At 62.7% G+C, this 21,487-nt stretch carries 21 protein-coding genes; 16 read left to right on the top strand and 5 right to left on the bottom strand.

Translation table 11 applies throughout. The annotated features are described in order from the left end of the window. Positions 1-2: 2 nt before the first annotated feature. From AC1DZ5_RS19200 to ahr, 3 genes are all read right to left on the bottom strand, one after another. Positions 3-1,151, bottom strand: a complete 1,149-nt coding sequence (locus AC1DZ5_RS19200; protein ID WP_477892014.1) for a response regulator — start codon at positions 1,149-1,151, stop codon at positions 3-5. Between the two features lie 154 nt (positions 1,152-1,305). After that, positions 1,306-2,076 carry a substrate-binding periplasmic protein gene (locus tag AC1DZ5_RS19205; protein WP_477892016.1) on the bottom strand — a complete coding sequence of 257 codons (771 nt, stop codon included), beginning with the start codon at positions 2,074-2,076 and terminating at the stop codon, positions 1,306-1,308. A 202-nt stretch (positions 2,077-2,278) separates the two neighbouring features. Beyond that, positions 2,279-3,295: an NADPH-dependent aldehyde reductase Ahr gene (ahr, locus tag AC1DZ5_RS19210; protein ID WP_477892018.1), complete on the bottom strand. Its 1,017-nt coding sequence runs from the start codon at positions 3,293-3,295 to the stop codon at positions 2,279-2,281. 154 nt (positions 3,296-3,449) lie between these two features. Between ahr and AC1DZ5_RS19215 the strand changes: the two genes are divergently transcribed. Then, entirely contained in the window at positions 3,450-4,571 is a 1,122-nt protein-coding gene (locus AC1DZ5_RS19215) for a beta-ketoacyl-ACP synthase III (RefSeq protein WP_477892020.1), read from the top strand. Between the two features lie 19 nt (positions 4,572-4,590). On the opposite strand, the gene AC1DZ5_RS19220 is transcribed toward AC1DZ5_RS19215, so the two are convergent. Beyond that, complete coding sequence (locus AC1DZ5_RS19220) at positions 4,591-5,118, bottom strand: N-acetyltransferase family protein (protein ID WP_477892022.1); 528 nt, start codon at positions 5,116-5,118, stop codon at positions 4,591-4,593. Positions 5,119-5,202: 84 nt separating this feature from the next. Between AC1DZ5_RS19220 and AC1DZ5_RS19225 the strand changes: the two genes are divergently transcribed. From AC1DZ5_RS19225 to AC1DZ5_RS19290, 14 genes are all read left to right on the top strand, one after another. Beyond that, positions 5,203-5,541 carry a 2Fe-2S iron-sulfur cluster-binding protein gene (locus tag AC1DZ5_RS19225; protein ID WP_477892024.1) on the top strand — a complete coding sequence of 113 codons (339 nt, stop codon included), beginning with the start codon at positions 5,203-5,205 and terminating at the stop codon, positions 5,539-5,541. 97 nt (positions 5,542-5,638) lie between these two features. Beyond that, on the top strand, positions 5,639-7,330 hold the full coding sequence (locus AC1DZ5_RS19230; protein ID WP_477892026.1) for an AMP-binding protein: 1,692 nt from the start codon (positions 5,639-5,641) through the stop codon (positions 7,328-7,330). Between the two features lie 26 nt (positions 7,331-7,356). Further along, positions 7,357-8,091, top strand: a complete 735-nt coding sequence (locus tag AC1DZ5_RS19235) for a c-type cytochrome (RefSeq protein WP_477892028.1) — start codon at positions 7,357-7,359, stop codon at positions 8,089-8,091. A 3-nt stretch (positions 8,092-8,094) separates the two neighbouring features. After that, positions 8,095-9,387 carry a c-type cytochrome gene (locus tag AC1DZ5_RS19240; RefSeq protein WP_477892031.1) on the top strand — a complete coding sequence of 431 codons (1,293 nt, stop codon included), beginning with the start codon at positions 8,095-8,097 and terminating at the stop codon, positions 9,385-9,387. A gap of 10 nt (positions 9,388-9,397) precedes the next feature. Next, a complete protein-coding gene (gene ushA / locus AC1DZ5_RS19245; protein ID WP_477892033.1) occupies positions 9,398-11,041 on the top strand; it encodes a bifunctional UDP-sugar hydrolase/5'-nucleotidase UshA in 1,644 nt (547 codons plus the stop codon). Between the two features lie 84 nt (positions 11,042-11,125). Then, positions 11,126-13,246 carry an ATP-binding protein gene (locus tag AC1DZ5_RS19250; RefSeq protein ID WP_477892079.1) on the top strand — a complete coding sequence of 707 codons (2,121 nt, stop codon included), beginning with the start codon at positions 11,126-11,128 and terminating at the stop codon, positions 13,244-13,246. Next, positions 13,233-13,895, top strand: coding sequence for an RluA family pseudouridine synthase (locus AC1DZ5_RS19255; protein WP_477892035.1), 663 nt, complete (start codon positions 13,233-13,235; stop codon positions 13,893-13,895). The genes AC1DZ5_RS19250 and AC1DZ5_RS19255 overlap by 14 nt, the downstream gene beginning before the upstream one ends. A gap of 22 nt (positions 13,896-13,917) precedes the next feature. Continuing rightward, positions 13,918-14,772 (top strand): 3',5'-nucleoside bisphosphate phosphatase, encoded by an 855-nt coding sequence (locus AC1DZ5_RS19260; RefSeq protein WP_477892037.1) that lies wholly within the window; start codon positions 13,918-13,920, stop codon positions 14,770-14,772. 36 nt (positions 14,773-14,808) lie between these two features. Beyond that, positions 14,809-15,432, top strand: coding sequence for an L-threonylcarbamoyladenylate synthase (locus AC1DZ5_RS19265; RefSeq protein WP_477892039.1), 624 nt, complete (start codon positions 14,809-14,811; stop codon positions 15,430-15,432). A 24-nt stretch (positions 15,433-15,456) separates the two neighbouring features. Next, complete coding sequence (locus tag AC1DZ5_RS19270) at positions 15,457-16,125, top strand: site-2 protease family protein (RefSeq protein ID WP_477892041.1); 669 nt, start codon at positions 15,457-15,459, stop codon at positions 16,123-16,125. Between the two features lie 11 nt (positions 16,126-16,136). After that, on the top strand, positions 16,137-17,447 hold the full coding sequence (locus tag AC1DZ5_RS19275; RefSeq protein WP_477892043.1) for a tryptophan--tRNA ligase: 1,311 nt from the start codon (positions 16,137-16,139) through the stop codon (positions 17,445-17,447). Positions 17,448-17,629: 182 nt separating this feature from the next. Then, entirely contained in the window at positions 17,630-18,100 is a 471-nt protein-coding gene (locus tag AC1DZ5_RS19280; protein ID WP_477892045.1) for a cache domain-containing protein, read from the top strand. Between the two features lie 39 nt (positions 18,101-18,139). Continuing rightward, positions 18,140-19,678: a methyl-accepting chemotaxis protein gene (locus AC1DZ5_RS19285; RefSeq protein ID WP_477892047.1), complete on the top strand. Its 1,539-nt coding sequence runs from the start codon at positions 18,140-18,142 to the stop codon at positions 19,676-19,678. 19 nt (positions 19,679-19,697) lie between these two features. Then, entirely contained in the window at positions 19,698-20,327 is a 630-nt protein-coding gene (locus tag AC1DZ5_RS19290) for an FABP family protein (RefSeq protein WP_477892049.1), read from the top strand. A 12-nt stretch (positions 20,328-20,339) separates the two neighbouring features. Here AC1DZ5_RS19290 and AC1DZ5_RS19295 read toward each other — a convergent pair whose 3' ends face one another. Next, on the bottom strand, positions 20,340-20,924 hold the full coding sequence (locus AC1DZ5_RS19295; RefSeq protein WP_477892051.1) for a hypothetical protein: 585 nt from the start codon (positions 20,922-20,924) through the stop codon (positions 20,340-20,342). Positions 20,925-21,077: 153 nt separating this feature from the next. Here AC1DZ5_RS19295 and AC1DZ5_RS19300 point away from each other — a divergent pair, with 153 nt between their 5' ends. Further along, positions 21,078-21,461: a MerR family transcriptional regulator gene (locus AC1DZ5_RS19300; RefSeq protein ID WP_477892053.1), complete on the top strand. Its 384-nt coding sequence runs from the start codon at positions 21,078-21,080 to the stop codon at positions 21,459-21,461. Positions 21,462-21,487: the final 26 nt, after the last annotated feature.

The following is a 21,487-nucleotide window of genomic DNA, read 5'->3' on the forward strand; positions in this document are numbered from 1 at the left end:
GGTCAGCCTGTAATTACCTTCAGACTCTTGGCCTTCTCCGCCATGGTCTCGTCACTGTCGGCAAACTCCAGCGCTACGGCGCGGAACGCTTCGGTGAGTGCCAGGAAGGCGTCGACGATGTCGGGATCGAAGTGCTGGCCCCGTCCCTCGGCAATGATGGCAACCGCTTTTTCGTGCGGCATGCTCTCTTTGTAGACACGCCGACTGATCAGAGCATCGTAGACATCGGCCACGGCCATCAACCGCGCCGAAATGGGAATGGCATCACCTGCCAGGCCTTCGGGGTAGCCGCTGCCATCCCATTTTTCCTGGTGGCTATAGGCAATCTCTTTGGCATAGTGCAGGAATTCGACTTCCAAACCCAGTTGGTCTTCTGCGTGCTGAATCGCATCGCGCCCCAGCTTGCAGTGCGTCTTCATGATCTCGAACTCATGGGGTTCGAACCGGCCGGGCTTGAGCAGAATCCGATCTGGAATGCCAACCTTGCCAATATCGTGCAGGGGCGCAGACTTGAACAGGATGTCGATGGTGCGTTCATCGAGAAACCGGAAAAACCGGGGGTGCGTACGCAACTGGTTGGACAGCAGGCGCATGTAGTACTGCGTGCGGCGAATGTGGTTGCCAGTGTCGTTGTCCCGGGTTTCCGCCAAAGAGGCCATGGCGAGAATGGTGACGTCCTGAATGGCGGCCAGCTCGCGCCCGCGGCGCTGCACTTCGGTTTCCAGGTAGTCATTCTTGTCCCGCAGAAAATCTGCAGCCACCTTGACCTGCAACTGCGTTGACACACGTGCCAGCATGATGGGCGGATTCACAGGCTTGGTAATGAAGTCCACTGCACCCATTTCCAGCCCCTTTTTCTCTTCCTCGGCCGCCGTCATGGCGGTCAGAAAAATGATGGGGATGTGCTGCGTGGCAGGATCGTCCTTGAGAATTTTGCAGACGTCATAGCCGGACAAACCGGGCATCATGATGTCCAGCAGAATGAGGTCGGGGGCGTCTTCGGCACGCGCCAGCTTGAGTGCCCTCTCACCATGGTTGGCCAGCACCACCCGGTAGTGGTCCTTGAGTAGCCCGGCCATCAGAGACAGGTTGTCGGGCGTGTCGTCCACCACCAGTATGGTGGGCTTCTCGGTGAAATCCAGTGCGTCCATCAAAACACTCCCTGACTGTGGCTGTGTGGCTGCTATAGGGTCGCGCCAGCATAGCATCGGAGCACGCAGACATACAAATTTTCCGTGTTCAGTGCCTGCTTTTAAGACGTCCCAACGCTAAAGCCCAACCAATGCCACACACATCACCAGAGGTTCATTCGCTGTACTTCTTTTGTAGGGCCGCAAACACGCCAGACGCTTTCAATCCATCCAACGCCTTTTGCCAAAGCGCAATGTCGCGATCAGCGATGTCTGTGCTGCACGCGATATACAAAGGTGCTCCCACCAATTTGACAGAGGTCTGGACCAGTGCGTTGGCTGGCAAACCCAACTTCTTCAAGACATGCTTCACGCCCAAATGCGTATCACTGATGGCCAAGTCGCACCGATCCAGCAACAATTTTTTGTAGACCGACTCGCTGTCGGTCGAGGTGGGGTCTAGGTTCGTAAAGCCGGAAGACTTCAGGGTGTTGAAGACAAGTCCCGCATGTCGGCATCCAATCAGCTTGACTTTCTTGGCATCCTCCAAGCTTGAAATCTCCAGCGGGTTGCCGTTCTTCTTATAGAAATAGATGGCGCCATCCCCCAAGGGCCCAATCCATTTGTACTTCTCCTCCCGTTCCGGTGTCCTCAGCATGGTGATCATCATGGTGCCGGGCACGCTGCCGAGCATCAACGTGGTCCGCATGCTCGGATACATCTCAATCGTGATCTTCAAATTCAGTCGCTCAATGATGTTCTGCACCACCTCGACCGAAAATCCTTTGAGCACACCATCTTCGAGAAAGTTGTACGGGGCCCACTCCTCAGTGACGACAGTGAGTTTTCTCTCGTCAGCCCCTAGCACCGGCGAAGCAAGCCCCCCCGTCAGTAGCATCAGTCCAAACAGGGTGATTCTTCTTTCGTAACTGATCTGGTTTTGCAACTTGGGGCACATGGTTATCTACATGGATTCCAATGGAACGGGACCGCTCGTCATCAGTCAATGCTACGCCCACCAGCGTCGCAAGTCATTCTGGTAGGGGAGGCCATACCGGTCCATGAACAAGCGCAGCCGAACAATGCTACTAAATCAATAGCCCTCAGCGCAACCTCCACGAGGGCTATAAGCCCATTTCATTCAAACCTCAAACAAAGTCGGCGTCCAGCACCACGCGGTAGCGTGCCTTGCCACTGCGCAGGTGGTCCAACGCCTCGTTGACCCTGGACATGGGGAAGTGCTCCACCTGCGGCGCAATCCCGTGGCGGGAGCAGAACTCCATCATCTTTGCCAAGGTGGCCGGTGATGGCGTGGGCGATGCCGAGATGCTGCGCTGCCACGACAGCAGGCCGCCGGTGCGGACCTTCATGGCCTCGGTGACCACGCCCACCATGTGCAGGCGGCCCTTGGGCGCCAATGTGCCGATGAGCGCATCCCACTCCAGGCTTGCGCCCACAGTCACCAGCAAAAAGTCCAACTGGCCGGCAAAGGCCTTGAGCTCCTTCACATCCACGCTGGACACCGTGCGATGCGCACCCAGCGCCAACGCTTCTTCGCGCTTGGACAGGCTGGAGGTGAAGGCGGTGATATCGCAGCCCCAGGCCTTGGCGAACTTGACGGCGAGGTGGCCCAGTCCGCCGATGCCGACCACCCCTACTTTGTCCGTAGGCTTGATGTCGTGGATCACAAAAGGCAAAAACGCAGTGCCGCCGCCGCACATGAGCGGGCCGACCGCGGCCGGGTCCAGCCCCGCAGGGATGGGCAGGGCCCAGCTCCAGTGCGCACGCACCTTGTCGGCAAAGCCGCCGTGGCGGCCGATGATGGTGGGCTGGCGCGTAGCGCAGAGGTTTTGCTCGCCACCCACGCAAAACTGGCAGTGCAGGCAGCTCTTGCTGTGCCAGCCCAGGCCCACGCGCTGGCCCACGCTGCGCCCCTTGGCGTTTGGCCCCACGGCCACGATGGTGCCCACGACCTCATGACCCGGCACCACGGGATAGCTGGTGGGGAACCACTCGCTCTCCACCATGGCCAGGTCGGAGTGGCAGACGCCGCAGTACTCCACGGCAATCTCCACGTCCTCAGCGTCCATGGGGCCGGGGTCAAAGTCCAGCCGCTCCAGCGGAGCGGTCTTGTTGTAGGCGGCCCAGCCACGAAAGTGGGTCATGCGTGTCTCCTGAATGGGGCAAAGAGGGTCACAGCGTAGCGTGAAGCACCCGGCTTGCACAGGCCCGCTGTAACGCCCGGGACTGCCACCACTTCAGCGGATAATCCGCCCGGCGCCAGCAGCCGCTGCGCCCCAACCGAACCAGACATTCACCATGCACCGTGTCGCCATCAGCAGTACAGGCCTGTTCACCCCGCCCGAGGTCATCACCAACGCCGAGCTGGTGGCCAGCTACAACGCCTACGCCGCCCTGCAAAACGCGGAACACGCAGACGCCATTGCAACCGGTACGCGCAGTGCGCTGACCGACTCCAGCGTGGAGTTCATCGAAAAGGCCTCGGGCATCCAGCGTCGCTACGTGATGGAGAAGAGTGGCGTGCTGGACCCTACGCGCATGCGCCCCCACTTCACGCCGCGCCCCGATACCGAGATTTCGCTGATGGCCGAGATTGCCGTGAAAGCCTGCCACGATGCCTTGACCACTGCGGGCAAGACGGCCGCTGATGTGGATGGTGTGATCTGCGCTGCGGCCAATATGCAGCGCCCCTACCCGGCCATTGCGGTGGAGATTCAAACCGCGCTGGGCGTGCAGGGCTACGGGTTTGATATGAATGTGGCGTGCTCGTCCGCCACCTTTGCGCTGGAACAGGCGGTGAACGCGGTGCGATGCGGCACGGCGCGCGCCGTGCTGGTGGTGAGCCCCGAGATCACCTCGGGCCACCAGGCCTGGATAGACCGGGACTGCCACTTTATCTTTGGCGATGTATGCACGGCCATTCTGGTGGAGCGGCTGGACCTAGCGCCGGATGGCGCGTTTGAAGTGCTGGGCACCAAACTGCTGAGCACTTTCAGCAACAACATCCGTAACAACCACGGTTTCATGTGGCGCGCCGAAGACCGCAACCCCGAAGACCGCGACCAACTGTTCCGCCAAGAAGGCCGCAAGGTGTTCAAAGAAGTGTGCCCCATGGCCGCAGAGCACATGGAACAGCATCTTCACACTTTGGGAATGACGCCGCAGAACGTGCGCCGCTTCTGGCTGCACCAGGCCAACCTGGGCATGAACCAGCTGATTGCCAAAAAGCTGCTGGGCCGCGAGGCCACGGCAGACGATGCGCCGGTGATTCTGGATGAGTTTGCCAACACCGCGTCGGCCGGCTCCATCATCGCCTTCCACCGCCACCACGCCGACATTGCGGCGGGTGAGGTGGGGGTGATTTGCTCGTTTGGCGCCGGCTATTCGATTGGCAGCGTGGTGGTCAAACGCCTGCAGTAGGCGTTGACCAGTTTGGTCATCAGGCCAGGGGGCGCTTAAGGCGAATTTCTTCGATCTTCACGGTGCCAATAGGCACCGTTTTGGCGCTGGACATTTCACGCTTGAAACCGGCAAGCTCATGAAAGCGCATGGCGCGCTCGTTGGCAATCGGCAGCCACACGCTCACGTGGGTGCAGCCTTCGTCTTGCAGGCCTTCTCGGGCCGCATCCCACAAGGCCAGACCCACGCCCTTGTCCCAGTGGCTGGAAACCACGTAGATCGCCCAGATCTCGCCCATGGTGGGGGGGGTGCCCTTGTCACGCGAACGGTCGAAACCCACAAAGCCGACGATCTTGTCGTCGTCCAGGGCCACTTGCACCTGCGGCTCGGCGTACTCGATGGCCTCGCGCCAGTAGGCCTGGCGCTTTTCCAGGGGAACGGCGGGCACCGGGGTGTCGGCCAGCATGCTCTTAAAAGCTTCGCGCACGGTGGAGTTGTGGAGCTCGGCGATGGCTTTGGCATCGCGCAGTGTGGCGGGGCGAACCTTGAAAGTAGTCGTATCGGACATGTCTAAACGCAAACTCACGCAAAATTGAAAAAAAGAGCGTGATTGTCGCAGCATTCGTAGAAACCCTCTCTCCACCGCATTTTGATGCCCGATTCCAACCCCGCAACGCCCCCGCTGAATGTTCCTCCTGAGTCCTTCCAGGTCCGCATCGTCCCGGATGGCTGGGTGTTCACGACGGCACCCGGTTACACCGTGTTGCAAGCCGGCCTGGCTGCGGGCGTGGAGCTGGTCAGTTCGTGCCGCAACGGCACCTGCCGTACCTGCCTGTGCCGGTTGATAAAGGGCGAAGTGGCGTACCTAGTTGACTGGCCCGGCGTAAGCACGGAGGAGAAAGCCGAGGGCTGGTTTCTGCCCTGCGTGGCCCAGGCTCGCAGCGATTTGGTGGTGGAGCAGCCCATGGCCTGGCCGACCAAGACACCATGAAAACACGGGGTTCGCCGCAGCACGTCACCTAGGGTGAACACCATTGCCCGCCATGCAGGGCGCCCCAAGAATGTCTGATTAACCATAGGGAGCCTTCATGAACGTCATCACCGTCTCGCCCGGCGACTTGCCATTGCAGTGCCTGTACCGCTGGGAGAAGGAACGGGGTCCGCAGATTTACCTGTCGCAGCCCATGGGCGGCGGGGTGGTGCAGGACATCACCTGGGCCGAAGCGGCCTGGCAGGTGCGCTGCATGGCGGCCTGGCTGCAGGCCCAGGGCTGGCCGCAGGGCAGCCGCGTCGCCATCATCGGCAAGAACAGCGCGCATTGGATCCTGGCGGACCTGGCCATCGTGATGGCCGGCCATGTGTCCGTACCCATCTACCCCACCTTCAACGGCGAATCGCTGGCCTACATCCTGGCGCACAGCGAGGCCAAGGCCCTGTTCATCGGCAAGCTGGACGACACCGCCAACCTGCGCACTGGCGTTCCCGCCGATATGCCACTGATTGCCCTGCCCCTGGCTCCCACGGTGCCTGCATTGCAGTGGGCCGATCTGGTCAAGGCCAACGCCCCACTAGCAGGTCACCCCACGGCGCCGGGGGACCAGGTCAGCACCATCATCTACACCTCAGGCACCACTGGGCAGCCCAAGGGTGTCGTGCACACCTTCAACACCATGGCATGGGGCGTTTCCAGTGCCACGGCGCGCGTGCGCATGGACAGCAACGACCGCTACATCTCCTACCTGCCACTGGCCCACGTGGCCGAGCGCATGCTGGTGGAGCAGGCCTCGCTGCGCTACGGGGGCCACATCTTCTTTGCCGAGTCGCTGGACACGTTCTTGCAGGACCTGCAGCGCGCCCGGCCCACCATCTTTTTCTCGGTGCCGCGGTTGTGGGTCAAGTTCCAGCAGGGTGTGCACAGCAAGATGCCGGCGGCCAAGCTGCAAAAGCTGCTGCGCATCCCGCTGATCGGTGGCTTGGTGCGCAAGAAAATCCTGAAGGGCCTGGGGCTGGACCAATGCCGCTTGGCCGCGGGTGGCGCCGCGCCCATGCCCGCCGATGTATTGCAGTGGTACCGGAACCTGGGGCTGGACCTGATCGAGGTGTATGGCATGACCGAAAACAGCGGTGTGTCGCACTCCACCCTTCCGGGCTCGCACCAGACAGGTTCGGTCGGCCTGCCTTACGCGGGTGTGGAAAGCCGCATTGACCCCGAGACTGGCGAAATCCAGATGCGCTGCCCAGCCTTGATGACGGGCTACTACCGCGAGGAAGCGCAAACTGCCGCCGCGTTCACGGCCGATGGCTGGCTGCGCACCGGTGACAAGGGCCAGATCGACGCCCAAGGCTTTTTGAGCATCACGGGTCGCGTGAAGGACATGTTCAAAACCAGCAAGGGCAAGTACATCGCCCCAGCCCCTCTGGAAGACCTGCTGGTGCTGCACCCCGACATCGAGGCCTGCGCCGTAACGGGTGCAAATTACCCCCAACCTCTGGCCGTGGTGATGCTGTCGCAAGACGCGGCCGCGCGGAGCCAGACCACCGAGGGCCGACAGGCCCTTACGGAGTCGCTGCAGCTGCACCTCCAAACCACCAACGCCAAGCTGTCCCCGCACGAAAAACTGGACTGCCTGGCCGTGGTCACCACCGCCTGGACACCCGAGAACGGCTTTGTCACGCCCACGCTGAAAGTCAAGCGCCCGCGCATTGAGGCCGTGTATGGCCCCCAGTTCGATGCCTGGCTGGCCAAGGGCAAACCGGTGGTGTGGGTGGACCCGCAGTAGATACGCCCCTGGGGTAAGCTTGCGGCATGCCCGCCTGGATACGCCGCTTCACGTCCCTCTATTTCTCTCTTTCAGTTGCCCTGGCACTGCTGACCGGCCTGGCCCCGCTGCCAGGCCAAGCGCAGGACAAACACCCCATGGCCGAGCGCACCCAGGCCTGTACGGCCTGCCACGGCGACCAGGGCAAGGCAGGCCCCGATGGCTACTACCCGCGCTTGGCAGGCAAGCCTGCGGGTTACCTGTTCAACCAGCTGATGAACTTCACGGAGGGGCGGCGCCACTATGCGCTGATGAACGGGCTGATCGCCCCGCTCTCGCCCGAGTACTTGCACGACATGGCCGACTACTTTGCCAGCCTGGAGGTACCCTACCCGCCGCCCTCGGCCGCCACGGCGCCCGCAGCAGTGCTGCAGCGTGGCAATGCGTTGGCACAGCAGGGCGACCGCGCGCTGGGCATTCCCGCCTGCGTGCAATGCCATGGAACCGCGCTGACGGGGGTATTGCCCGCCACGCCCGGTTTGCTGGGCCTGCCGCGCGACTACCTGAATGCCCAGCTGGGTGGCTGGCAAACCGGCCAACGCAAAGCCCGGGCGCCCGACTGCATGGCCGAGGTGGCCCGCAAGCTCAGCCCCACCGATGTGAACGCGGTAACCCAATGGCTGGCTGCGCAGGCCGTGCCGGTGCCGGCCAAACCTGCAACCGCGCGGCCGGCCGCTGCAGCCAACCGCCCCGCCCAGCCAACCTGCGGCCCAACACCCTGACCCATGAAAACACCTGCCAAAGTTGCGTGGACACTGGCCCTGGTATTGGCCTTGGGGGCACTGGCCGTCTGGTGGTCTGTACCGCGGAACAGTACGCAATCTGCATCCCACTCGCCTGACGCTCCGGCTACCGCCACCCAGATTGCACGCGGTGCCTACTTGGCGCGCATAGGCAATTGCGCGCTGTGCCACACCGCGACCGGCGGCCAACCCTACGCCGGCGGTAAAGGCATTGCCACACCGTTTGGCACCGTGTACTCCAGCAACCTCACACCGGACCCCACCGCGGGCCTGGGTCGCTGGAGCGCAGACGATTTCTGGCAGGCCCTGCACCACGGCCAGTCGAAAGACGGGCGCCTGCTGTACCCCGCCTTTCCGTACACCAGCTACACCCATGTCACACGGGAGGATGCTGATGCACTGTGGGCCTACTTGCAGTCCTTGCCAACCGCAGCCAACGCGAATACACCGCACACGCTAGGCTGGCCCTACCGCACCCAGGCCGCACTCTGGGTGTGGCGCACGCTGTATTTCACGCCCGCGGATGCCGCGCCGCCCTCTTCAACCATCGCTCCCGAGATGGCGCGCGGGGCCTACCTGGTGCAAGGGCTGGCGCACTGCAGCGAGTGCCATGGCGCACGCAATGCCTGGGGTGCGGTGGAAGCCCGTAAATCCCTGTCCGGCGCCACTTTGCCCGGTGAGCTCTGGTATGCGCCCTCACTCACGGCCTCTGACGAGGCATCGGTGGCCGGTTGGTCCCGCGAAGAGACGGTAGCCCTGCTCACTGCCGGCACCAACAGCCATGCCACGGTGGGCGGTCCCATGGCCGAGGTAGTGCGCCACAGCACCCAGTATTTGCTGCCAGACGATGCTGCGGCCATGGCCGCCTACCTGGCGTCGCTGGGGCCGACGCCCGCCAGCACCCCTCCCGCACCAGCGGCCGCGCCGAGCAGCTCGCTGGTGTCCACCGTTGGTGCGCGCATTTACGACAAGCAATGTTCGCAATGCCATGGCAAACAGGGCGAAGGAAAAGCGGGCGCCTACCCCGCGCTGGCAGGCAACCGCGCAGTACAGATGGCGACCACCAACAACCTGGTGCTGACTGTGTTGCATGGCGGGTTCGCCCCCGCCACCGCGCAGAACCCTCAGCCCCATGGCATGCCCCCGTTCATGCTCACCCTGTCCGATACCGACATCGCCTCCGTGCTCACTTTTGTGCGCAGCAGCTGGGGCAATGCAGCTGCGCCGGTGAGTGAGTTTGATATAAACAAGATACGCAATGCGCAACCCCACTAGAGGTGCAGTCATGATTTCATTCCGCTCTACCCCCACCCTCTTGATCGCGCTAGCGCTAGCCCTAGCGGGCTGCGCTCCATTGGGCGGTGTCACGCCGGCCAAGGACACCACCTATGCCATCACCATCTTGCACACCAACGACCACCATGGCCGGTTCTGGAAAAACAGCGATGGCGAATACGGCCTCTCTGCCCAGAAGACGGTGGTGGACCAGGTGCGTGCCGAAGTAGCGGCCAAAGGCGGCCATGTGCTGCTGCTCAGTGGGGGCGACATCAACACCGGCGTGCCCGAGTCCGACCTGCAGGACGCCGTGCCCGACTTCCGCGGCATGAACCTGCTGCGCTTTGATGCCATGGCCGTGGGCAACCATGAATTTGACAAGCCGCGTGCGGTGCTCAAGATGCAGCGCGACCTGGCCACCTTCCCCATGCTGTCGGCCAACATTTATGACAACGGCCAGCGCATGTTTGCGCCCTACAAAATCTTCAATTTGGGCGGTGTGCGCGTAGGTGTGATGGGCCTGACCACCGAAGACACCTACAAGATGGTGCACCCCGACAACGTGAAGGGGGTGGAATTTCGCAGTGTGATTGCCGAAGCAAACCAGGTGGTGCCCGAACTGCGCGCCAAAGCAGACGTCGTGATTGCCGCCACGCACATGGGCCACTATGTGAACGGCCAGCACGGCACCCAGGCTGAGGGCGATGTAGAGATGGCCCGCGCCGTGAAGGGCATTGACCTGGTGGTGGGTGGGCACTCGCAAAACCCCGTGTGCATGAAGGCCGAAAACGTGCGCGATGAAGCCTATGTGCCCGGCACGCCCTGCGCCCCCGACCGGCAAAACGGCACCTGGATCGTACAAGCCCACGAGTGGGGCAAGTACGTAGGCCGCGCCGACTTTGAATACCGCAACGGCGAGTTCAAGCTGGTGCACTACGCGCTCATCCCCATCAATTTAAAGAAGACGGTGCCAGGTGCCGATGGCAAACCGGCCAAGGCCTTCTACACCAGCGAGATTGCCGAAGACCCCACCATGCTGAGCCTGCTCACGCCGTACCAGAACGTGGGCCAGGAGAAGCTGGGCGTGGCGGTGGGCAGCAGCGATGCCCGCATCGAGGGAGACCGCAGCATCATCCGCGCCCAGCCCGCCGCCATGGGCGTCTTGGTAGGCCTGTCGATGATGGACCGTACGCGGGCCGACTTTGCGGTGGTCAACGCGGGTGGCGTGCGCGACTCGCTGCCCGCTGGCACGCTGACCTACAAGGATGTGCTCAAGGTCCAGCCCTTCGGCAACACCATTGCCACGGTGGATTTCACGGGCACCGAGGTGCTGGCCTACCTGAACACCGTGGCCAAGATGTCGGCCGGTGCCGGCGCCTTCCCCCAGTTTGCGGGCGTGGAACTGGTCATCAACAGCGGTGTGGTCAGTAGTGCACGCATCCATGGGGCCACCGTGGCCCCCGGCAAGACCTACCGCCTGGTCGTGAACAACTTCCAGGCCGTGGGCGGTGACGGCTACCCCAAGCTGATCACCCACCCCACCTATGTGGACACCGGCTTTGTAGATGCCGAGGTACTGCGCGCCTACATTGCGGCCAACAGTCCGCTGCAGGCGCAGCGCTTTGCGCCCGGTAACAGCGTTGTGCGCCAGTAAATGGCCGCACTGTCCCGTCGCAAAAAAATTCGCCTGACTGCACGCACGGGCTTGCCCGAACGCGAGGGGCGCACCAAGCAACACATGATCATCGACGGCTATGCGCCGTCGCAAATGATCGAGGACCTGCGCAAGTACCAGGCCGAGCTGGAAATCCAGAACAAGGCGCTGCGCTATTCGCAGCAAGAGGCAGAGGGCGCGTCCGAGCGCTTTGCCACGCTGTTTTCCAACGTGCCCCTGGCCCTGATGGTGGTGGACGAAGAGGGCCTGGTGCTGGCCAGCAATGCCATGGCACTGCGGTTGTTCCAGCCACTGGAGAGTGATGCGCCGCTCAACTTCCTGCTGCCCTTTGTGGATGCCGAACATGCCGATGAGGTAGCCGTGGCGTTTTCCAGCGCCAAACAGGAAGGCACCAGCGAGGTCAGCGAGGTGGCGTTTTTGGCCGGCTCGCGCGGCAGCTTCACGGGCGATCTGCACATTGCGCGCATTGAAAACCCACTGGACGAACTGGCGCACTTTATCTGCGCGGTGATTGACCAGGGCCCGCTGCTGACGCAACGCCACGCGCTGCAGGAGAGCGCCGCCGTTTTACGCCAACGCAACGAAGACCTGCTGCTCAGCGAAAACCGCATGGCGGCCATCATCAACTCCTCGCTCGATGCCATTCTGTGCATTGACGAAAAGCAGTGCATCACGGTCTTCAACCCCGCAGCCACCGCCCTGTTTGAATGCCCGGCCGACCAGGCCTTTGGTGCTCAGCTTGGCCATTTCTTGCCGGATGTGGAGCTGGCCTTGAGCACGGGCAATGTGCCAGCACAGGCCATGCTGGGTGAATTCACCGCCACAACCTTGCTAGGCAAGCAGATTTATGTGGAGATCAGCGTCTCACTGGAACGCCGGCTGCGCACCCGTGCGCCCCTGCGCCTGCCCGACACTGACCCTGCGGACCGGCGCGGCGAGCAAAGTGCCCACGGCGCAGTCACCACCATTTTTGCGCGCGACCTGACCGCCAAGAAGCTGGCTGAAGCACAGCGCACCGCGCTGGAAACCCAGCTGCGCGAATCGCAAAAAATGCAGGCCATGGGCACCATGGCCGGCGGCATTGCGCACGATTTCAACAACATCCTCAGCGCCATTTTGGGCAATGTGGATTTGGCCAAACAGGACACGCCCACCGACTCCCCAGCCCTGACCAGCCTCTACGAGATCGACAAGGCCGGGCGCCGCGCACGCGACCTGGTGCGCCAGATTCTGACCTTCAGCCGCAACGAGCCGCCCAAGCGCACACCCATCCAGCTGGCCGAAGTGGTGCAGGAGACCGCACGGCTGGTGAAGGTGGCTCTGCCCCCGGCGGTAGAGCTGCGCATGGATGTGCCCGAGCAGTGCGATTCGGTGCTGGCCGATGCCACGCAAGTTGAGCAGGCCTTGCTCAACCTCTGTACCAACGCGCTGCTGGCCATTGGGCAAAACAAGGGGTCCGTCACCATTGAACTCAGCAGCGCCGACATCAACCTGCCGTTCAGCGACCGCTTCGGGTTGGCGCCGGGCCGCTATGTCACGCTGCGCGTGCGAGACACGGGCGGTGGTATGTCGCAAGAGACCATGCAGCGTATTTTTGAGCCCTTTTTCACCACCCGCCAGGTGGGCCAGGGCACGGGACTCGGTCTGTCGGTGGTGCACGGCATCATGCAAACCCACCAGGGCGCCATTGATGTGCAAAGCACCCTGGGCCAAGGCAGTGTGTTCACGCTGTACTTTCCCGCGACCACGCAAGCGCCTGTGGCGCCCGTCGAGCCAGAAGCCGCCCAAGAGGTGCGCGGCCGGGGCCGCCATGTGATGTATGTGGACGATGACCAGGCCTTGGTGTTTCTGGTGGCGCGTGTGCTCACGCGCAAGGGCTTTGCCGTGACCACCTTCACCGACCCGCACGAGGCCGAGGCCGCGCTGCAGGCCGCGCCACAGGCCTTCGACTTGCTGGTGACCGACTACAACATGCCAGGCTACAGTGGGGTGGACCTGCTGCGCCAGGCCAAAGCGATCCGTCCGGACCTGCCGGTGGCACTGGCCTCGGGCTATGTCACACCCGAGATCGAACAACGCGCCCTGCAGGAAGGGGCCAACGCCCTGATTTACAAACCCAATGATGTCAACGAGCTGTGCGAAACGGTGCAGCGGCTTATCTCGCAAAACGATGCTCCCCACTGAAGACTTCGCCACCTTGCCGCTGGAGGTGGTCTATGCCGACGATGCCGTCGTGGTGCTCAACAAACCCTCGGGCCTGCTCACCGTGCCCGGCCGTGGCCCGGAGAAGGCGGACTGCTTGAGCCGCCGCGTGCAGGCCCGCTACCCCGACGCCCTGATCGTGCACCGGCTGGACCGCGACACCTCCGGTCTGGTGGTGCTGGCACGGGGCCTGCCGGCCCAGCGTGTGCTGAATCTGGCGTTTGAACAGCGCCGCGTGGACAAGCGCTACACGGCGGTGGTGACCGGCACCCTGACTGTGGACGAACAATGGCACGAGATTGACCTGCCCATGCTGGTGGACTGGCCCAACCGGCCCAAGCGCACCATCAACCACGCCGAGGGCCAAAGCGCCCTCACGCGCTGGCGCTGCACGGCAGTAGACGCCGCTGCCAACACCTCGCGTGTGGAGCTGGAGCCCGTGACCGGGCGCACCCACCAGCTGCGCGTGCACATGCAGGCCATTGGCCATCCCATGGTGGGCGACACGCTGTATGCGCCACCCGAGGTACAGGCCCAGGCGGACCGGCTGCTGCTGCACTCGGGCCTGCTGAGTTTTCCGCACCCGGTGACGGGTGAGGTGCACGAATACACCGTCGTGCCAGCGTTTTAGTGCCTGGGCCTAAAATGGTTCGGTGACTACCCAACTCAACGCCGACCTCCATTGCCACTCTGTGGTGTCCGATGGCACCCTGACGCCCGAAGCCCTGGCCGCGCGCGCCAAGGGCAATGGTGTGGAACTGTGGGCGCTGACCGACCACGACGAAGTGGGCGGACTGGAGCGCGCCCGCGACGCGGCCCATGCCGAGGGCATGCAGTACCTGACCGGCGTGGAGATTTCCATCACCTTTTTGAACCAGACCGTGCACATCGTCGGTCTGGGCTTTGATGCCGACAACGAGACCCTGCGCCAGGGCCTGCGCCAGACGCGTGGTGGCCGCAAAGAGCGCGCCATGGAAATGTCGGACGGTCTGGCCAAGGTCGGCATTCAGGGCGCCTATGAAGGTGCGCTGAAGTTTGTTGGCAACCCCGAGCTGATTTCGCGTACCCACTTTGCCCGCTTTCTGGTGGAAAGCGGCGTGTGCAAAGAAACGAACGAGGTGTTCCGCAAGTACCTGACCGAAGGCAAGCCCGGCTTTGTGCCACACCGCTGGGCCACGCTGAAGGACGCCGTCACCTGGATTACCCAAGCCGGTGGCATGGCCGTGATTGCCCACCCGGCGCGCTACAAATTCACGCCCAACGAAGAGTTTGCGCTGTTCACCGAATTCAAGGGCTATGGCGGCAAGGGCGTGGAGGTGGTGACCGGCAGCCATTCCGTGCCCGAATACCAGATCTACGCCGAAACGGCCAAGGAATTCGGCCTGGCCGCCTCACGCGGCAGCGACTTCCACAGCCCCGACGAGAGTCACACCGAGCTGGGCACCCTGCCCCCCTTGCCCAGTGGACTCACCCCCGTGTGGGAGTTGTTGAGCTCCCGCATTCAATAAAAACAAGAGAACGAACGCGCGAGCGTTTGCCAAGCCATGGCGCAGTATTTCGAAGTTCACCCCGATAACCCCCAGCCCCGTTTGCTCAAGCAAGCTACAGCCCTGCTCGAAAAGGGCGGCATTCTGGCCGTACCGACCGACTCCAGCTATGCGCTGGTCTGCCATTTGGACGACAAGGCCGCAGCCGACAAGCTGCGCAGCATCCGTGGCGTGGACGACAAACACCACCTGACCCTGCTGTGCCGCGACCTCAGCGAGCTGGCCAGCTACGCCCGCGTGGACAACGCGCAGTACCGTTTGCTCAAGGCTGCCACACCCGGCGCCTACACCTTCATCCTGGAAGCCAGCAAGGAAGTTCCGCGCCGCGTGAGCCATCCCTCGCGCAAGACGATTGGTTTGCGCGTGCCCGAGCACAAGGCACTGCAGGAGCTGCTAGCCCTCCACGGCTCTGCGCTTCTAGCTACTACTTTGATAGCAAAAGACGAGACAGAACCCCTCAACGATGCGCAGGACATTCGCGACCGCTACGAACACCAGATCGCCGCCGTCATCGACGCCGGGGCCTGCGCCGCAGAACCCACCACGGTGATCGACCTGACTGGCGAGACACCCGAGGTGATCCGCCAAGGTGGCGGTGATTTGGCCCGTGTGGGCCTGTAACACGACAAGGCAACTGAACCCCTTATGGACTTTGGCAATTTGATCCAGCAGGCCGCGATACTGACGCTGCCCCTGCTGTTCGCGATCACCCTTTCCGAGGCCGCACGCGGCCGTGCCGCCTACTGGCTGGGCGACAAAACTGGCTGGAGCCAGGGCCGTGTGACCTGGAACCCCGCCAACCATGTGTCGCCGGTGGAAACCATCGTTATTCCCCTGGTCATGTTTTTTGCGACCAACGGTTCCTTCATCTTCGGCAGCGCCAAGCGCATTCCGATTGACTACCGCAACTTGCGCGACCCGAAGAGCGGCGCCATCTGGATCGAGCTGGCCAGCCCCATCGCCCTGTTTGTCATGGCACTGCTGTGGTACATCGCCTTCACCGCGCTACACCTGCTGCAGGTGCAGGAGCCCTTTGTGCTGGGCGTCTGCAAAGCCGGCATTTTTGTCTGTCTGAGCCTGTTTGCCTTCCAACTGCTGCCCATTCCGCCACTGGCTGGCGGGCGCATTCTGCTGTTCTCGCTGCCTCCCAAATACGGCGCGCAGCTGGCCCGCATCGAACCCTGGAGCATGTGGATCATCCTGGGCCTGGCCTTCACCGGCATCATCGGCCCGCTGTGGATGGGTCCAATCACACAGCTGGGCCTGGCCACCCTGCAAGTGCTCACCCTGCCTCTGACCGCCCTGTTGAATTGATAGTGACAGCCATGACCGCATCGACCATCCGCTTCCTCACCGGCATCACCACCTCCGGCACCCCCCACCTGGGAAACTACGTGGGCTCTATCCGCCCCTCTGTGCGTGCCAGCCTGACCCCGGGCGTGGAGAGCTTTTACTTTCTGGCCGACTACCACGCGCTCATCAAGATTGACGAGCCCGCGCGCATCCAGCGCTCCACGCTGGAGATCGCTGCAAGCTGGTTGGCCGCGGGCCTGAACCCCGACCACGTGACCTTTTACCGCCAGTCCGACATCCCCGAGATTCCCGAACTCACCTGGTTCCTGACTTGTGTGACGGGCAAGGGCGTGCTCAACCGAGCCCATGCCTACAAGGCATCCGTGGACAAAAACACGGCGGCGGGCATTGACCCCGATGCCGACGTGAATGCGGGCCTGTTCATGTACCCGGTGCTCATGGGTGCCGACATCTTGATGTTCAACGCGCACAAGGTGCCCGTGGGGCGCGACCAGATCCAGCACATCGAGATGGCGCGCGATATGGCGGCCAGCTTCAACCACCGCTACGGCGAGCACTTTGTGCCACCGCAGGCCGAGATTGAAGAGTCCGTGGCTACCCTGCCCGGCCTGGACGGCCGCAAGATGAGCAAGAGCTACGACAACACGATTCCGCTGTTCAGTAGCCGCGAGCAGCTCAAGAAGCTGATTGCCGGTATCAAGACCGATTCGCGCGCACCCGGTGAGGCCAAAGACACTGAAGGCTCGGCCCTGTTCCAGATCTACCAGGCGTTTGCTTCCGAAGAAGAGACCGCGGCGCTGCGCCAATCCTTTGCCGACGGCATTGCCTGGGGCGATGCCAAGGCCGTGTTGTTTGAGCGCATTGACCGCGAAATTGCCCCCATGCGCGCGGCCTACGAAGACTACATGGCCCACCCCGAAAAGGTGGAGGCCCTGCTACTGGCCGGTGCGAAGAAGGCGAGAGCCATTGCCACGCCCTTCATGGCGCAGCTGCGCTCTGCCGTGGGCCTGCGCGGCCTGGGTACCGCAGTGCAAGCCAATGTGGGCAAGGCCGCCAAGGTGGCCCTGGCGTCGTTCAAGCAGTACCGCGAGAAAGACGGGCAGTTCTACTTCAAGCTGGTGGATACGGCGGGCACCGTGCTGCTGCAAAGCAAGGGGTTTGAGTCGCCCAAGGTGGCGGGCCAGGCGATTGGTCAGTTGCAAGCCCAAGGCGCCGCTGCGGTGGCTGCCCTGAGCGCCCAGCTGGAGCCGCTAGATGCCAAGGCTCTGGCGGCGGTCACCGACGCACTGCAGGCACTGGCCGCAGCGGCCGAGAAAAAATAGGCGACCGCCTGGCCGCGGCGCAACAAAGTACTGCGAAACGCTATCGTTTTGGTAGCTGCTGGCGCAATATCTACGGGGGCTAGGCCCCCATTTTTATCTGAATAGGGGCAAGCTCTTGTTGCTTGCGTGGGGCCGCTGCAGTATAAGTTGGGCTATCCCCCAACAACTCCCCAGGATTCACCATGAAGCCCTCCCTTTCCCTGTGCACCTTGACGATTTCGCTGGCGGCCCTGTGCCTGCCCTTGGCCGCACACGCGCAGGCCAAAGCTACGGCCGAAGAAGCCACCGCCATGGTCAAAAAAGGCGTCATCGCCCTGAAGGCGGCGGGAGCCGACAAGACCAAGGTCTACAACGAAGTCACCGCCAAAGACCCCAAGTGGGCGGACCGCGATCTGTACCTTGTGGTCTATGGCCTGGACGGCACAGTGCGCGCCCATGGCGCCAATGCCAAACAGGTGGGGGCCAACCTGATCGACATGCTGGATATTGACGGCAAGCCCTTTGTGAAAGAGCGCGTCGAGCTGGCCAAGAGCAAGGGCACCTTCTGGCAAGACTACAAATTCACCAACCCCACCACCAAGAAGATCGAGCCCAAGAGCATGTACTGCGAGAAGCTGGACGACATGGCCGTGTGCGCAGGCATCTACAAGTAACACCTTCCTGACTCATCAGGGCGGCCGCTGGGAGACACCATGAAACTGGGTTTGAAATTGCTGGCGGCACCGCTGCTCACCGCGGCGGTAGTCTTGCTATTCGGCCAGACCAATGTGTTCTTCCTGGGCCGACAAGCCGAGCAAGGCCTGGGCGCCTCCCGCGCTAGTCTGGAGGACTTCAAAACCATCGCCAGCGCCCACCAGCAAATGGCGGAGGTGCATGCCAATGTGTACCGCACGGTTGCGTTGGTGGCATCGCTGGACGACGCCAAGATCAAAAGCCTGCGCGCCGACTTTGCCACCCAGCTCGCCGGTGTCAAACGGGTGGTGGAAACCGTAGCAGGCACCAACACCGAACCCGCACTGCGCACCAGCGTAGACGCGGTGCTCAAGTTGGTAGACACCTATGCTAAGCAGGCCGATGCGGCCCTCAACTTCGCCGCCATTGACCCCAATACCGGCATCGCCGCCATGGGCCGTGCCGATGCCACGTTCAAGGAATTGGTGAAAGCCTCGGGCGCGGTGACGGCCCAAATCGAAGCTACGTCGGACAGCACCATCGCACAGTCCCAAAGCCAGGGGCGTACCATCAGCCTGGTGCTGGCAAGCCTGGCCCTACTGTCTGCCGGGCTGGCGGTGTGGGTGTCGTGGCTGATGCAGAAAAAAATCGTGGGCGAACTTGCGCGTGCAGCTTCGGTAGCGAATGAAGTGGCGCAAGGCAATTTGTCGGTAGACGCCAGCACGCAGCGCAGCGATGAGGTGGGCGACCTGATGCATGCGCTGGAGGCCATGACGCAGCAACTCAACCGGTCTATTGCCACGGTGCTGCAGTCGTCCGAGTCCATCCGCCTGTCCAGCGCCGAGATTGCCACCGGCAACCAAGACCTGAGCACGCGCACCGAGCAAACCGCCAGCAACTTGCAGCGCGCCTCGGCCTCCACCGGGCAGCTCACCGGCACCGTGCGCCAATCAGCCGAATCGGCCCAACAGGCCAACCAGTTCGCCACCAGCGCGGCCGAGGTTGCAGCGCGCGGCGGTGTGGTGGTGTCCCAGGTGGTCTCCACCATGGAAGAGATCAACATCAGCTCGCGCAAGATCGCGGACATCATCAGCGTCATCGACGGCATTGCCTTTCAAACGAATATCCTGGCGCTGAATGCCGCGGTAGAGGCCGCACGCGCGGGCGAGCAAGGTCGTGGTTTTGCGGTGGTGGCATCGGAGGTGCGCAGCCTGGCGGGGCGCTCGGCCGCAGCCGCCAAGGAAATCAAAGGTCTGATCGATGCATCGGTGTCCAAAGTGGAATCGGGCTCGGTACTGGTCGCCAATGCGGGGCAAACCATGACCGAAATTGTGGGTTCGGTGCAGCGCGTATCAGACATCATCAGCGCCATCTCTGCGACATCGAACCAACAAAGCAGTGACATTGGAGAGGTCAACACCGCGGTGTCTGAGCTGGACCAAATGACACAGCAAAATGCTGCCTTGGTGGAGCAATCCGCCGCCGCCGCCGACAGCCTGCGCGAGCAAGCGCTGCGCCTGGCCCAAGTCGTCTCCACCTTCAAACTAGCGCAAGCCTGATTGCCTTTTTCCATCCGACATGAGCGAATATTCCGCCGACATTTACACCGAACCATTTCCCCAGGACGTCAACACTCTGGCCAACCTGGGCCCGCTGCGCGGCATGGCGGGTATCTGGGAGGGCATGCGCGGCCTGGACGTGAAGCCCAAGGCCGACGGTCCCCGCAAACAGGCGTTCTACGAGCGCATCGAGCTGCAACCCATAGACCCCCAAACCAATGGCCCCCAGCTGCTGTATGGCCTGCGTTACCACACCCACATCACCAAGCCCGACCAGGTCAAGACCTACCACGACCAGGTGGGCTACTGGCTGTGGGAGCCTGCCACGGGCACGGTCATCCACACGCTGACCATCCCGCGCGGCCAGATCGCCATGGCATCGGGCCAGGCCGCGGCAAACGCTACCGAGTTTGAATTGGTGGCCACACAGGGGCTGGAGACGTTTGGTATCTGTTCGGCGCCGTTTTTGCAGCACGCTTTCAAGACCACGGAGTTCCGCATCAAGGTGAGCATCCATGCAGATGGCACCTGGAGCTACGACGAAGACACGGTGCTGCAGATCCTGGGCCGCGACGAGCCCTTCCACCACACTGACCGCAACACCCTGCACAAGGTGGCGGAGCCGATGCCCAACCCGCTGGTGCGATAGCGCGCGGGAGCCTTAGGGCGCCAGCACGCGAATCTGCAGCAGGCGGCGCACGTCGTTGCTACCCTCGCTGCTATAGCTGCCCTGCTTGGGCGCGGCGTTGCCGCTGGCGGCAATCGTCACCCATTGGCCCAAGGGGGCCGTGACTGTGGTGCTGATTTGTTTGCGCGACTGGCGTGGCATGTCGGCGTTGCTCTCGATGACCGCATCCGTCTGCACCATTTCCAGCTCCACCGTCGCATCCTTCTTGCCACCTGGCCAACGCGGCGTCACGGTCAGGGTCTGCCCGACATCCAGCCAATGCAGGGACTGCGTCGCCCCAGCCCCACTGTTTTTGGAAGCAGCCTGTACCGACGACACCCACTGCATAGGCACCAACTGGTTGGTGCGCAGCATTCCCTTCTCGCCATTGCGCACCTGGATCTTTTGCGGCACCACCGGGGCGCTGGCCGCTGGCCCGGCCCGGTAGCTCGTACCTTCGTCCAGCCCCTCTTCCACCTGGCGCAACTCTACAGTCAGGTCGCGCTGCGGCAGGGCTGCCCAGGCGCCCACGCACCAGACCATGGCGACCCCGAGTAAGAGCGTGTTTCTGCGTTGCATGCCCACATTGTTCCACGCGGGCCACCGTCGTGAAACCACCACCAGTACCCGCAAAGCCCTGTTTTTCAAGCCCTATGATCTGGCGACCTTTCGCATGGAAGACTGCCAATGTCCGCTTGACTTCGAGTGCACTCGAAGTTTTACAGTTGCGACATGAACACATTTCTGAGCATTGCCGCGGCCTCCCGGGCGACCGGCTTGTCCGCACACACCCTGCGCTACTACGAGCAGATTGGGTTGATTGCACCTGTGGGCCGCAGCAGTGGCGCACGCCGCTACAACGCAGACGATATGCGCTGGCTGGAGTTTCTGGTGCGCTTGCGCTCCACCGGCATGCCCATGCGCGACATGCAGCGCTATGCCCAGCTGCTGCGCGAAGGCCAGGCGCCTGACAACGTGGCCGAGCGCCAAACCATGCTGGAGCAACACGCCCTGCGCCTGGAAGAAGACCAGCGCGTGCTGGGCGAGACGCTCCAGATCATTCGCAAAAAAATCCGCGGCTACCAAGCGCTGCAGACACCCGCCAAACGGGCCTGAGCCCCACATCTTTTCTTTGACACACC

The organism is Rhodoferax sp. P1_F3, from assembly GCF_056405715.1.

What these genes read in the sequence shown, in the direction of transcription:
- AC1DZ5_RS19295 (WP_477892051.1), bottom strand. Translation starts at nt 20,924, where the DNA reads ATGCAACGCAGAAACACGCTCTTACTCGGGGTCGCCATGGTCTGGTGC.
- AC1DZ5_RS19265 (WP_477892039.1), top strand. Translation starts at nt 14,809, where the DNA reads ATGGCGCAGTATTTCGAAGTTCACCCCGATAACCCCCAGCCCCGTTTG.
- AC1DZ5_RS19200 (WP_477892014.1), bottom strand. Translation starts at nt 1,151, where the DNA reads ATGGACGCACTGGATTTCACCGAGAAGCCCACCATACTGGTGGTGGAC.
- AC1DZ5_RS19230 (WP_477892026.1), top strand. Translation starts at nt 5,639, where the DNA reads ATGAACGTCATCACCGTCTCGCCCGGCGACTTGCCATTGCAGTGCCTG.
- AC1DZ5_RS19220 (WP_477892022.1), bottom strand. Translation starts at nt 5,118, where the DNA reads ATGTCCGATACGACTACTTTCAAGGTTCGCCCCGCCACACTGCGCGAT.
- ahr (WP_477892018.1), bottom strand. Translation starts at nt 3,295, where the DNA reads ATGACCCACTTTCGTGGCTGGGCCGCCTACAACAAGACCGCTCCGCTG.
- AC1DZ5_RS19215 (WP_477892020.1), top strand. Translation starts at nt 3,450, where the DNA reads ATGCACCGTGTCGCCATCAGCAGTACAGGCCTGTTCACCCCGCCCGAG.
- AC1DZ5_RS19250 (WP_477892079.1), top strand. Translation starts at nt 11,126, where the DNA reads ATGATCATCGACGGCTATGCGCCGTCGCAAATGATCGAGGACCTGCGC.
- AC1DZ5_RS19255 (WP_477892035.1), top strand. Translation starts at nt 13,233, where the DNA reads ATGCTCCCCACTGAAGACTTCGCCACCTTGCCGCTGGAGGTGGTCTAT.
- AC1DZ5_RS19225 (WP_477892024.1), top strand. Translation starts at nt 5,203, where the DNA reads ATGCCCGATTCCAACCCCGCAACGCCCCCGCTGAATGTTCCTCCTGAG.
- ushA (WP_477892033.1), top strand. Translation starts at nt 9,398, where the DNA reads ATGATTTCATTCCGCTCTACCCCCACCCTCTTGATCGCGCTAGCGCTA.
- AC1DZ5_RS19275 (WP_477892043.1), top strand. Translation starts at nt 16,137, where the DNA reads ATGACCGCATCGACCATCCGCTTCCTCACCGGCATCACCACCTCCGGC.
- AC1DZ5_RS19280 (WP_477892045.1), top strand. Translation starts at nt 17,630, where the DNA reads ATGAAGCCCTCCCTTTCCCTGTGCACCTTGACGATTTCGCTGGCGGCC.
- AC1DZ5_RS19240 (WP_477892031.1), top strand. Translation starts at nt 8,095, where the DNA reads ATGAAAACACCTGCCAAAGTTGCGTGGACACTGGCCCTGGTATTGGCC.
- AC1DZ5_RS19285 (WP_477892047.1), top strand. Translation starts at nt 18,140, where the DNA reads ATGAAACTGGGTTTGAAATTGCTGGCGGCACCGCTGCTCACCGCGGCG.
- AC1DZ5_RS19290 (WP_477892049.1), top strand. Translation starts at nt 19,698, where the DNA reads ATGAGCGAATATTCCGCCGACATTTACACCGAACCATTTCCCCAGGAC.
- AC1DZ5_RS19270 (WP_477892041.1), top strand. Translation starts at nt 15,457, where the DNA reads ATGGACTTTGGCAATTTGATCCAGCAGGCCGCGATACTGACGCTGCCC.
- AC1DZ5_RS19235 (WP_477892028.1), top strand. Translation starts at nt 7,357, where the DNA reads ATGCCCGCCTGGATACGCCGCTTCACGTCCCTCTATTTCTCTCTTTCA.
- AC1DZ5_RS19300 (WP_477892053.1), top strand. Translation starts at nt 21,078, where the DNA reads ATGAACACATTTCTGAGCATTGCCGCGGCCTCCCGGGCGACCGGCTTG.